Here is a 12,194-nt window from a genome sequence, read left to right as displayed (position 1 = left end):
AAGTGAAGGAAGCATCGTGGACAACATCGACCTATCTCCCCTGAAAGCGGTCGCGGAAGCGCGTGTTGCGGAAGAACAACAACGCGCGAAGGCCCACCGCGCGAGTTCCGCTGGCGATAAACCACGTTTTGTCGCCAAAGATCATCCGGCAGATCGTCCTGCCGCCAGCCCCTTCGTCGCAGGTACTACTGCTACCACCTCAGTAACATCAAGTACCTCTGATACCGGTGCGCGTGGCAGTAACGGGCTTCCTACCGTGATCGAGCTCACCGAGGCCAATTTCGAGGCCATGATGCAGCTCTCCAACTATGTACCCATCGTTATTGACCTCTGGGCAGAATGGTGCCAGCCCTGCAAACAGCTCACCCCTGTGCTAGAGAAGCTCGCTGCTGAATACCAAGGAAAATGGATTCTGGCTAAGGCAAATACGGAAAAGGAGCCAGTGCTCGCGCAAGCCTTCAAAGTGCAATCGGTTCCCACTGTGGTGGCGATGGCCAAGGGACACCCGCTAGACGCTTTTGCTGGCGCACAACCGGAACCACAGCTGCGAGGGTGGCTGGATGCGTTAATGAACGCAGTCAACGGTCGTCTTTCCCCCCTGCCAGCTGATGGAAATATCCCGGGTTTGGAGGCTTTTGGCGGTCTGGTGGCAGCTGATGCGGTGTCAGAGGCAGCTCCCGCCACTATCGTCGACCAAGCTGAGGCACTCGCCGATACCGGAGATTATGCCGCCGCTGAGGCACTACTGGTTGACCACCTGGAGCACAACCCGGGGGATCATGCGGCAGAGTCTGCGTGTGCGCTGTATCAGACGCTCGCGCGCGCCGCTACCACCGATGAGGACACGATTGTTTATGCGGATGAGCACCCAGCGGACATCTCCGCTCAATGCGATGCTGCGGATCGAGAAATGACGGAGGTAGGGGCAGAAGCTGCTTTTACCCGTCTTCTCACGACGATTGCCCGTACGACGGGGGAGGAGAGGGCTGAAGCGCGAAAGCATCTCGTTAACCTCTTCGCGATGTGTGATCCAACTGACCCCCTGGTTATCGCGGCGCGACAGCAATTGGCCTCGCTGCTGTTCTAGCGGCTAGAACGGTAAAGCACTGAGGACGACACAACATGATGGGGGTGGGTATCCATACGAACCGTATGAGTACCCACCCTTGGTCGTAGTTGGAGCGGTTATCCTTCGTACCGCAGCCAGATGCCGGAATTCGGGGGCAGAGTCACCTCTGCAGAATAGGGCCGGTCATGCCAGCTAATCTCTTCGGTGGTGACACCGCCAAGGTTTCCGCTACCAGAACCGTAGTAGAAGGTGGAGTCGGTGTTCATCACCTCATGCCAAAAACCCGCAGCGGGAAGGCCCACCCGATAGTGGTCGTGCTGGACGCCGGAGAAGTTGAACAGGCAAGCCATGATCGACCCGTCATCACCGAAACGTAGGAACGTAATAACGTTATTGTTCGAATCGTTAGCATCAATCCAGTTGAAACCGCCGGGGTGATGGTCCTGGGACCAGAGGGAGCGGTTTTCGCGGTACACGAGGTTCAAGTCTCGGGTGCACGAGAGGATACCGCGGTGGAATTCGCTCTGCCAGCCATCCAAATCACCCCAGTCTAGGCCACGCTCGTCGGACCATTCCCGGCTCTGGCCAAACTCCTGCCCCATGAAGAGAAGGTTCTTGCCCGGGTGCGCCCACATGTAGGCGAGGAAGGCGCGTAGTCCAGCTGCCTTGGCCCAGGCGTCACCCGGCATACGCTCCCACAATGAGCCTTTTCCATGGACGACTTCATCATGGCTGATGGGGAGGACAAAGTTCTCACTCCAGGCGTACATCAGGGAGAACGTGATGTCTTGGTGATGGTAGTTGCGGAACAGCTGATCGCGCCCAAAGTAACGGAGGGTATCGTTCATCCAGCCCATATTCCACTTGAAATTGAAGCCCAAGCCTCCGGATGCAGTGTCGCGTGTAACTCCTTGCCAGGAGGTGGATTCCTCGGCGACAGTCACAACACCCGGAAAATGTTTGTGCACGGTGGCATTCATTTCCTGGAGGAATTGCACCGCTTCCAGGTTCTCCCGGCCACCGTATTGGTTGGGCAACCACTCACCATCAGCACGGGAGTAGTCCAAATAGAGCATGGAAGCGACGGCATCAACGCGCAGACCATCGACGTGGTACTCCTGCAGCCAGAAGAGTGCATTGGCCACGAGGAAGTTGCGGACTTCCCGGCGTCCAAAATTGAAGACGTAGGTGCCCCAGTCGGGCTGCTCCCCGCGACGCGGGTCCGGATGTTCGTAGAGTGGTGTTCCATCAAATCGTGACAGCGCCCAGGCGTCTTTGGGGAAGTGAGCTGGCACCCAGTCCACTAAGACACCGTAGCCTGCTTGGTGGAGGCGGTCGACAAGATAGCGAAAATCGTCGGGGGTGCCGAAGCGTGCAGTTGGAGCATAGTATGCACTTACCTGGTAGCCCCACGAGCCGCCGAAGGGGTGTTCCGCTATCGGGAGAAGCTCAACATGGGTGAAGTTGGTGTAATTCAGGTAATCGATAAGGGAGTCCGCCAACTCTCGGTAGCTCTGGCTCGGCTTCCATGACCCCAGGTGAAGCTCGTAGATGCTCATAGGCTCGAGATGCGGCTGGCGCGCCGGGCGGGCGTCCATCCACTCGACATCCTGCCATTCGTAGTGGCTTTCAAATACGCGAGATGCAGTTGCCGGAGGCACTTCCGTGGCAAAGGCGAAGGGATCGAATTTTTCGCGAATGACTCCATCAGCACCGTGGATAGCGAACTTATAGAGAGCGCCTTCTCCAATCTCGGGAATGAAAATCTCCCAGACACCAGAGGAGCCAAGTGTACGCAGCGGATATTGCTGGGTATTCCACCCGTTGAAGTCGCCACAGACTGCCACACTGCGGGCATTGGGGGCCCACACGGCGAAGCTCACACCAGAGACGGCACCGTCGGGGGTGGTGTAGGTGCGGGTGTGTGCACCGAGAGATTTCCACAGTTCCTCGTGCCGGCCTTCTCCAATGAGGTATTCATCAAGTTCGTGCACGGTGGGGAGGAAACGGTACGGATCTGCGACAACTCTAGTACATCCATCGGGGTAGTGGATGGCAAGGCGGTAGTCAGCAATGTCGGTCATCTCCACAATACCGGCCCAGATTTCGGAGCCGCGGTACTCCAGTGGATAGTCCACTCCACCGATGCGGACCGACACGAGGTCAGCAGCGGGTTGGCGGGTACGGAAGACTGTTCCGCCAGCTGCTTCCTCCTCGTGTGCACCATAGAAGCGGTGGGGGTTCGAGCAAGCGCCTGCATCAAGTGCGGCGCGGTCGATATCCGAGATCATCGGATCGTAGGTGGATGACATGACTTTCTCTTTTCCTAACGCCTAGTCCTCAGCAACATCTCGGTAGCAGAGGTTGGCGCGACGCTCTTGGGGAACCACAGGTAGCACAAGAATGTGAGCAACATTGCTCCACGGTTCTAGTTTCACATAATTGCGTTGTGTCCAATGGAAGGTTTGCTGCGTTACTTCATCATGGACATCCATCTGGTCGTACCAATCTAGGCCTAGCGCAGGCATATTAAGGCTGATGGTGGTTTCCTCAGTGCCGAAAGGATTGAGGTTGATGACAACAAGAATTGAGTCGCCAGTCTTAGGATCAAACTTCGAATACGCCATGACAGCGTCATTGTCACAGTGGTGGAAGACCAACTGACGGTTTTGCTGAAGAGCCGGATGTTCGCGACGGATACGGTTCAGGGTGGTGATCCACGGTTCGAGGCTTTCCTGGTTCTCAAGTGCGGCAGCAAAATTGCGGGGGCGCAGTTCGTACTTCTCTGAATGGAGATACTCTTCGGAACCTGGAGCGACGGCAATATGCTCGTAGATCTCGAATCCCGAGTAGATACCCCAGCTGGCGAAAAGTGTGGCGGCCAAGGCGGCACGGATGGCGAACATGCCTGGTCCGCCGTGCTGCAAGCTCTCATGCAGAATATCGGGAGTGTTTGTGAAGAGGTTGGGGCGGGCATCATCGAGATGCCGCAGGGTTTGCTTGCTGAACTCCTCCAGCTCCCACTTGGCGGTTTTCCAGGTGAAGTAGGTGTACGACTGGGAGAAGCCTAGCCGGGCCAAACCAAACATGCGGGCAGGGCGAGTAAAGGCCTCCGCCAGGAAGAGAACATCCGGATCGGTGCGTTTAATGCGGGAGATGAGGTCTTCCCAAAACATTCCGGGTTTCGTATGTGGGTTGTCGACACGGAAAATACGGACACCCTTCTTCATCCACAGTCGGACGACGCGTTCAATCTCATCGGTGAGCCCTGCGTAATCGTTGTCGAAGTTGAGAGGGTAGATATCCTGGTACTTCTTCGGTGGGTTTTCGGCGTAGGCAATGTAGCCATCAGGGAGGACGGTGAACCACTCGGGGTGGGCTTGTGCCCACGGGTGGTCTGGAGCGCACTGCAGGGCGAGGTCGAGGGCGACTTCCAGGCCCTGTTTTTTTGCAGTTTTAACGAGGTGTGTGAAGTCCTTCATAGTACCTAGCTGCGGGTGGATGGCGTCATGGCCACCGTCTTTGGACCCGATAGCCCAGGGGCTTCCTACGTCTTCCTTACTTGCGGTGAGGGTGTTGTTGCGTCCCTTTCGGTTAATCTCCCCGATGGGATGGATGGGCGGGAAGTAGACGACATCGAAGCCCATGGCGGCGATGCGTGTAAAGTCTTTTTCTGTTGTAGCGAAGGTACCGTGTACCGGGCGACCGCGTTCGTCGCGGCCACCGGTGGAGCGAGGGAAGAGCTCATACCAGGAGCTGTACATGGCTTTACTGCGATCGGTCCAGATGCGGTGAGGCTTTCCATGGGTAAGAAGGTCGCGCACCGGACGCTTCGCCAGAATCTCCGTCACTTCCGCGGAGAGTGCCGGACTGATACGTTCTGCGAGTTCAAGATCGGTGTTGCGGAGCGCATCAATGGCTTCCTGCAATGTGGCTTTGATGACTTTCCGGCTGTTTTGGAGGAGTGCAGCCTCGAGGATCTGTGCGCCGATCTCAAGGTCATTCGCAAGATCTTGTGGTCCTTGTCCGACATCGATTTTTGCGTTGATGTCATGGATCCACGTGGCCCGAACATCAGACCAGGCATCAATACGGAACGTCCACATGCCCTCTCGATCGGGGACAAAGCAGGCGTGGAAGGTGTCATCCACTTCGCCCGGGGTCATACTGATGCGTTGTGCGCGAGTTGCACCTGGGCCCTTCACCCAGAGTGTGCACGCGAGCTTGTCGTGACCTTCACGCCAGGCGGTTGCACTGACGGGAATGACCTCCCCAACGACAGCCTTTGATGGAGAGTTTCCACTGTCGACTACAGGCTGGACATCAGTAATGCCGAAACGTCCGATCACTGTGACTCCTCCCAGAAAACGGGTACCGATCTTGTGTATCAGCATAGTAGATAAGCGCAGGAAGGACAGTGGAAATAGTGTGGAGGCAGGAGATCTGATCTCCTGCCTCCACACTATTTAGGCCATATTCACATAGTGGTGTGAACAACGACAGTATTAGACGACCTTGAAGCTCTTCGTCTTGCCCTGCCAGTGGGTCAGCTTGCCACTTTCGTTCTTGGCGTCACCACGCAGCACAATGCGGTAGGTGCCGGTCGGTTGGTTCTTCGGGACGTTCCAGGTGACGCGAGTGATGGACTCAGTCCTGGAACCATCCGGACGACGCCAGTCGAGGATGGTGTCGTAGTGGAAGTCGTCAGCGATGCGTACCCACTTGCCGCCCACGAGCTTCTGCACCTCATGGTAGGTGCTTCCGCGGTAGAGCTTGTTATTAAGGTGGGTTGCCTGGAAGTCAACATCGAGCTTGGCGCCACGCTTGACCGTGGCCGGCGGGGGTAGCAGAACGTCACCGTATTTCTTGCCCTTCGGCAAGGTGTCGGCGGGAACCGCAGGCAGCCAGCTGGGGATCCACATGTTGGCCTTGTAAGCGCGGTTAGTGGTGCTCTTGTAGGGCTTGCCACGGCCGAGCAGTTCGTCGCACATGGCGTCGTAGTGCTTCAGGTGAGCGCCCAGCGTCTCACGACCAAACTGGGTTTCACCAGCCTCGTACTGCATGGCCATGTATTCTTCTGGAGTGACGCAGTACTGGCAGTAGAGTTGGTGTAGCCCTGGAAGATGACGTTTTCCATGGGGACACCGAGTCGATTGGAGACCAGACGACGGCAGCGCAGACCGGAGACGATAGTGTACTCGAGAGCGCCACAGACGAAGACCAGCTCACCCAAGCGGAAGATGGTGAGCGGAAGTTCCTGCGGGTTCCAGCCCTTCACCGGCAGGTAGCCGAGGGGGAGGAGGTTGAGCTTCGGGGACTGGTAATCCCAGTCGGCGTCGAGAAGCTGGTTCTTCCGGTCCCAATCCCAGAACTTGGTGAAGGGACCCTTGTCACCTTCACGGATGTACGGGTAGACGACGGACTCGTAGTTATCCTCTTCGGAGGATGCTGCGCCGGAGGCTCCCATCACGGTGGGAACGGTACGCCACTGCTTGCCGTCCACGGTGTACTTGCCGGGGACGACTTCGTGGGCGAAGTCGACGTAGCGATGGGAGGTGGCGATGCCGGATCCCCTCAGCGGCACGGCATTGGCCCAGGCCTTGTGGCAGGCATCGTACTGGCGCTTGGCAATGATGGCGTTGTTGAGAACGTTGTCACTGGTTGGGCCGGAAGGATGCAGCTTACGTCGCCACAGGTTGGGGGTCATGTCACCGGAGTTCGTCTGGATGAAGGCGGCGACGAACGGATCCTTGGTGGTCATGTAGTCGACACCCATCTCGTCATGCTCCCAGATGTAGGCAGCAAGGCCCTTGTTATCGGGGCTGAGGAGGGTGTTGTTGTCAGTGAGGGAGGTGCCGTGGGTGGCGAACCATGTCATGACACCGACGTCTTTGGTCCCACGCTTGATGCGGAGTACCCAGACACGCGGATCGATAGCGCCCGGCATTTCCCGCTTGTCATGCTCGGGGTTGAGGTTGAAGGCGCTGATAGAGCGGTTCTTCGAGGCGTTGTAGAGCTCAGAGCGACCGAGGTAAAGCTGTGCCGGTGCGATGTTGTTGTGGGCGCGGGCAATAGCTTCGAAGACACCGTCCACCTCACAACGGAAGGAGTTTTCCTGGTGGCCTTTCGTAGCCAGTACGTAGGCGAGGTCACGGGATGTACCACCACAGGAGTTGTGGTTATGGGTCGCGGTGACGATGACGTTCTTCTTGCTGTAGCGACCACCGTAGGTCTTCTGCAGTCGGGAGAGGAGCTCGTCCAATTCGTTGGCGAAGAACGCGCAGGTGTCGACGGTAACGTGAACAAGCGGTGCGTTGGTATTCTTGTCGACGAAGATGACAGCGCGCGCGAGGTAACGCTGACGGATACCGTGAGCAATCTGGTCTTCTTGAGAAAAGCCCATCATGCCCTGGCCGGCGGGAGCACCGGTAATGTCGGCCAGGCCGAGGCCTACCAGCCAGTCACCAGTGCCGTTGGCGTAATTGTTGGCGGGGGCAGCGGCAGCCTTGGAGGGGCTTGCCGTAGCGCTCAGTCCACCGCTGAGGGTGATTGCAGCACCACTGACAGCAGTAGCTTTGAGCAATGAACGACGTGATAGTTGCAAGGGATTATCCTTCCACTCTGTTTACCAAGCGTTTAAAGTCCTACGTTCATTAAAGGCTGGAACTGGTCAAGAAATTCCTTATATTTATCGATAACTTCTTGACGTGAACAGTTGACCAATATACCAATTCTGTAATTTTGAACTCTTACACACCTAAAAGTGTTGCTGTAGTGGCAATATGCCCCTTCAGAAACGGTTTCTTCTGATCGGTAGTTGTGACATCAACCACAGATAAGTTGCCACGAATATTACTGGCAACAGGATGGTTGTCATTCATAAACACATGGGTATATCAGCAATTTTTCTCATCATAAACTTGGCTATAGGACATCTACAAATACTCATGCGTTTCATTTGTGTCAAACCAACAAATGCCCAGGTCGTTCGTCCAAGAATAGATAATCGCGACATGACTACGCTACTTACTGCGTGTATATATGTCGTTCCGGACGTCGGTCAGCCGTTCTCCATGTCGGCCGGCAGTATCCCCCCACACGGGTGTTTACACCGCTGGTAGCATCAACAGCAAAAGAAGGAGGAGAGGTTGACCGTGGCTAGTTCCGATCATGCTGGACAAGGAGCGGTGTCTCGGCAGAATGCACGCGTCATTGATGCCCGCGACATTCTGCTCTATCGCGGCGACACCACCCTGGTAGGGCCTCTTCACTGGCAGGTCAATGCAGCGGAGCAGTGGATTATCTTCGGCCCTAATGGAGCCGGAAAGACCTCGCTGCTACATATGGTGGGCGGAGATCTTTTCCCGTCAAAAGGCACTTTGAGCGTTCTCGGGGAACAATTTGGGCGCACCGACCTTACCGAATTGCGCACTCGCCTGGGGATTTCATCCAATGCCCTAGCACGACGTGTGCCCGCCCACGAGACCGCCTGCGACGTTGTACTGTCGGCGGGATATTCCATGATCGGACGATGGCGCGAAGAATACGATGCGGAAGACCTCGACCGAGCGACTGCACTGCTGGAGGACTTTGCCGTCATCCACCTGAAAGATCGGCCTTTTGGATTGCTCAGTGAGGGAGAGCGGAAACGTGTTCTTATTGCGCGGGCTCTTATGTCGGCTCCCGAGCTTCTCCTCCTTGATGAACCGAGCGCGGGCCTCGATTTAGGTGGACGCGAAGATCTTATTGAACTATTGGAACAACTGGCAGCGGATCCGCACGCACCTGCCATCCTCATGGTCACACACCATGTCGAGGAGATTCCACGCGGCTTTACCCACGCGATGATATTGCGCGATGGCCAAGCATTGCACCAAGGCCCGGTCAATGACGTCATCACGTCGCAGCACCTGTCCGAAGCCTTCGGACAACCTATTGTGGTCAGTACCTCGGAGGGGCGCTTCTTTGCGCACCGGGACTACGCACGAGGCCGTCACAGTGCCGGAATGTAATACCTCAGAGACGGCAGCTCCCGCGCGCCCATCTATGCTTCTCTACCTCGATCTCCAGCTTTATCGAGATATTCTCCTCCTTCGTTTTCGGGAATCTCCCTGGAATGCATTTACGCTGCGTCAGTGGGAGGAACTCGATGCTGTTCTCGCCGCTCTACAGGGTGATAACAGCGAGGGTAGAGGCGAAATTCTTCCCTGTTCGCGCAGTTCTCTTCGTGGTGTGGTGCTCGTGGGATCAAAAACCATGTTTTCGGTAGGGGATGACTCATCACAATGGACAGTCGCCAGCGACGCCCATAAACGAGCATGGGAGACAGCGGCAGAAACCTGTTGTGCACGCCTTGCCGCGCTGGTGAAAGAGTTGCCCGTTGCCGCTGCGTTGAGCGGATACACCTGTGGTAGAGCATGGGAGTTGGCGCAGCAATGCTCATATCGTGTCATGGGAGATAATGCTCGCCTGTATCCGTCACCAGAGCAAGGATTCATTGACCCCAGCGATGCACTAGCTGCAGGGATGGTTGAACGTCTCGCAGCACCCGATCTAGTGCTCCATGAGGCACAGGAATGGTTGTTCGATGACCTGCATGATAGTGGTCATGATGATGGCAGGTGACGTCACCCCACTTCCTCCAGTAAACTAAGGCTACCCTTACTAGAAACAGAGAAGGACGACACGTGACCGAGGACCCCCCCTTGTACAGCACTCCACATCGCCAAGCTACAGCTGAAGAGGTGGAAGCCGCCTATCACAACAATAAGATGGCACAGGTCCTCTACCATGATTGGGAATCGGAAACCTACGACGAGAAGTGGTCCATCAGCTTCGATGAGCGGTGCATCACTTATGCGCGCGGTCGCTTCGACCAAGCCGTTTCCTCCGATATCCGCAACACCGAGCTGCCCTATGGGAAAGCCCTCGAATTAGGGTGCGGCACCGGATTCTTCCTCCTCAACCTCATGCAATCGGGAGTAGCGACATCCGGTGAGCTAACGGACCTCTCACCCGGCATGGTGGAAGTTGCCTTACGCAACGGACAACAATTGGGGCTACAGGTCAATGGACGAGTCGCAGATGCAGAAACCATCCCTTACCCTGACAACACCTTCGACCTCGTGGTTGGGCATGCGATGCTGCACCACATCCCCGACCCGGAACAATCTCTCGCCGAGGTCATCCGAGTCCTCAAACCCGGGGGGCGTTTTGTCTTTGCGGGCGAGCCATCCACCATTGGAGACAAATATGCGCGCGCAATCAGTACGTTGACGTGGAAGATCGTCACCACGGTGACGAAGCTGGGTCCACTCCGGAAATACCGCCGTCCGCAGGAAGAACTGGACGAGTCCTCCCGTGCACAAGCACTCGAAGCTGTCGTCGACATCCATACCTTCACCCCTACTGAGCTTCGTAACGCTGCTCGGCGTGCGGGCGCAGTGGAAGTAGAAGTGAATGCGGAAGAGTTTGCCGCCGCGCTGGAAGGGTGGCCGATTCGGACGTTTGAGGCTGCTGTGCCTGCCGATCAATTGAGCCTCCGCTACCATCTCTTCGCCTTCAATCTCTTCACAACGGCGACGTGGCTGGATGAACACGTCTTCAAGCGTTTTATCCCGCAAAGCTGGTTCTATAACCTGCTTATCACAGGGGTGAAACCATTCGTCACTGCTCGCCCACGGCCCGCTGGACCTTCTCGCCACCCAATTCCTACCGTTCGTTAGAGCCACCATTGTTGATCGAGCCATGTGACGCTGAATGGTCGTGGGGGAGCGATACAGTGGAAAGGATAGGTAGCTCAAACACGACGATGTTGCGGAGGTGACGAATGGCAGTAGAGCTTTCTCCAGACCTCGTGGAATGGTGGGCAAGCCCCGCTGGGGAAGCAGTGGTCGCTACTGCCAGTACACTCTCGTGGACTCCCGCGGACAGCCTAAGTTCTACAACTCACTTGCGGCGTCTCTATCCGGATCTTCCACCAGAGCTGCTTAGTGGCACTATTGACCTTATCCAGGCACGCCATCGTGCCGTGGAGAAACTCGGTCCGGAGACCGCCCACTGGTTTCTTTCACTCGCAGCCGTCCAACAAGCCACTCCACATGCGGTAGCACACTACCGGGCACAGAGGCTGTTCTCTATGGGACTCCGAAAGTCGGGTAGTATCCACGACGCTACCTGTTCTATTGGTACTGAGCTGGCCGCATTGCGCGCCGCCGGAGCTACCAGCGAGCTCAGCGGATCGGACACGGACCCGGCGCGGCTGGCGATGGCCCGGCATAACGTACCCACCGCAGCCTTCACCATCGCAGATTGTTTGATGCCGTGCTGGGATGAGGATGCAGTAACCCTACTTGACCCCGCGCGGCGCACAGCCACTGGACAACGCCGCTACCGGGGTCCCGACTCGACAATACCGTCTCTCACCACTGTTCTAGAGACGTACCGTTACCGTCCCTATCTTGTGAAGTGTGCGCCGGGGATCGATTGGGAGACACTCTTCACTGATGGTTGGGGGACTGGTCCCTGGCAGGGTGAAGTGGAGATCATTTCCATCATCGGTTCTCGCGAGGGGGGAGTGAAGGAAGCAGCCCTCTGGTCTGCTTGCCTCTGCGAACGCACTAACTCGGCAATACCGGTCAACCGGCGGGCAACGGTACTCAATCCGCAGGGCGATGTCGTTGACCAGATAGCTGATGATCCCGCTGCAACAGCTGCTGCAGCGGACATGACGGTAGATGAGGTCGGAAGTATCCTCATCGAGCCGGACGGTGCCATCGTACGGGCTGGATTGGTACGGCAGTGGGCTGCGCGCTCTGGACTCTGGCAGCTTGATCATCGCATTGCCCACTTGACGGGTGACCAAGCTCCCGCTGGAGTACCCTACTATCCCGTTATCGAGCAGCTGCGTTATCGAACTGCAGAACTCAAGAAGGCGTTGCGTCGCCACCCCACCTCCAGTCTCGAAATTTTGGTACGGGGAGTGGACGTCGACCCCACCGCAGTGCGCCGTGCGATTCTTCCTAAACCAGTTGCCGGGGCACCCGCGCGAACTCTCGTTATCAGCCGGGTGGGTACCAGTGCCGTCGCCTTTCTCTGTGGAGCTCGCCTCGTTGGGTAGCATTAC

9 protein-coding genes are annotated in these 12,194 nt (G+C 56.8%); 5 read left to right on the top strand and 4 right to left on the bottom strand.

Features of this window, described 5'->3' with window-relative positions:
* Positions 1 to 16 precede the first annotated feature (16 nt).
* Entirely contained in the window at positions 17 to 1,087 is a 1,071-nt protein-coding gene (locus tag IY73_RS01520; RefSeq protein ID WP_053978726.1) for a tetratricopeptide repeat protein, read from the top strand.
* A 98-nt stretch (positions 1,088 to 1,185) separates the two neighbouring features.
* Here IY73_RS01520 and glgB read toward each other — a convergent pair whose 3' ends face one another.
* The 4 genes from glgB to IY73_RS01500 all read right to left on the bottom strand — a co-directional run bounded on the left by glgB (position 1,186) and on the right by IY73_RS01500 (position 7,673).
* Positions 1,186 to 3,381 carry a 1,4-alpha-glucan branching protein GlgB gene (glgB, locus tag IY73_RS01515; protein ID WP_053978725.1) on the bottom strand — a complete coding sequence of 732 codons (2,196 nt, stop codon included), beginning with the start codon at positions 3,379 to 3,381 and terminating at the stop codon, positions 1,186 to 1,188.
* A gap of 21 nt (positions 3,382 to 3,402) precedes the next feature.
* Positions 3,403 to 5,463, bottom strand: a complete 2,061-nt coding sequence (locus tag IY73_RS01510) for an alpha-1,4-glucan--maltose-1-phosphate maltosyltransferase (RefSeq protein ID WP_192839642.1) — start codon at positions 5,461 to 5,463, stop codon at positions 3,403 to 3,405.
* 111 nt (positions 5,464 to 5,574) lie between these two features.
* Complete coding sequence (locus IY73_RS01505) at positions 5,575 to 6,138, bottom strand: neutral/alkaline non-lysosomal ceramidase C-terminal domain-containing protein (RefSeq protein WP_082346622.1); 564 nt, start codon at positions 6,136 to 6,138, stop codon at positions 5,575 to 5,577.
* The gene (locus tag IY73_RS01500; protein ID WP_082346512.1) at positions 6,075 to 7,673 is read right to left on the bottom strand and encodes a neutral/alkaline non-lysosomal ceramidase N-terminal domain-containing protein; all 1,599 of its coding nucleotides are present in this window, start codon (positions 7,671 to 7,673) and stop codon (positions 6,075 to 6,077) included. Before IY73_RS01500 ends, IY73_RS01505 begins: the two co-directional genes overlap by 64 nt.
* 544 nt (positions 7,674 to 8,217) lie before the next feature.
* Here IY73_RS01500 and IY73_RS01495 point away from each other — a divergent pair.
* The 4 genes from IY73_RS01495 (at position 8,218) to IY73_RS01485 (ending at position 12,188) form a co-directional block, all read left to right on the top strand.
* Positions 8,218 to 9,081, top strand: coding sequence for an ABC transporter ATP-binding protein (locus tag IY73_RS01495; protein WP_390175765.1), 864 nt, complete (start codon positions 8,218 to 8,220; stop codon positions 9,079 to 9,081).
* Positions 9,082 to 9,115: 34 nt separating this feature from the next.
* Positions 9,116 to 9,694: an enoyl-CoA hydratase/isomerase family protein gene (locus IY73_RS08010; RefSeq protein ID WP_053961507.1), complete on the top strand. Its 579-nt coding sequence runs from the start codon at positions 9,116 to 9,118 to the stop codon at positions 9,692 to 9,694.
* 62 nt (positions 9,695 to 9,756) lie between these two features.
* Complete coding sequence (locus tag IY73_RS01490; RefSeq protein ID WP_237023745.1) at positions 9,757 to 10,794, top strand: class I SAM-dependent methyltransferase; 1,038 nt, start codon at positions 9,757 to 9,759, stop codon at positions 10,792 to 10,794.
* 104 nt (positions 10,795 to 10,898) lie between these two features.
* Positions 10,899 to 12,188 carry a THUMP-like domain-containing protein gene (locus IY73_RS01485; RefSeq protein WP_053978721.1) on the top strand — a complete coding sequence of 430 codons (1,290 nt, stop codon included), beginning with the start codon at positions 10,899 to 10,901 and terminating at the stop codon, positions 12,186 to 12,188.
* Positions 12,189 to 12,194 lie beyond the last annotated feature (6 nt).

The organism is Lawsonella clevelandensis (assembly GCF_001293125.1).
Classification (GTDB): Bacteria; Actinomycetota; Actinomycetes; order Mycobacteriales; family Mycobacteriaceae; genus Lawsonella; species Lawsonella clevelandensis.
This window is presented reverse-complemented; position numbering and strand designations above follow the sequence as displayed.

Coding starts and splice junctions, on each gene's coding strand:
- IY73_RS01505 (WP_082346622.1), bottom strand. CDS start 6,138: ATGGCCATGCAGTACGAGGCTGGTGAAACCCAGTTTGGTCGTGAGACG.
- IY73_RS01510 (WP_192839642.1), bottom strand. CDS start 5,463: ATGCTGATACACAAGATCGGTACCCGTTTTCTGGGAGGAGTCACAGTG.
- IY73_RS08010 (WP_053961507.1), top strand. CDS start 9,116: ATGCTTCTCTACCTCGATCTCCAGCTTTATCGAGATATTCTCCTCCTT.
- glgB (WP_053978725.1), bottom strand. CDS start 3,381: ATGTCATCCACCTACGATCCGATGATCTCGGATATCGACCGCGCCGCA.
- IY73_RS01485 (WP_053978721.1), top strand. CDS start 10,899: ATGGCAGTAGAGCTTTCTCCAGACCTCGTGGAATGGTGGGCAAGCCCC.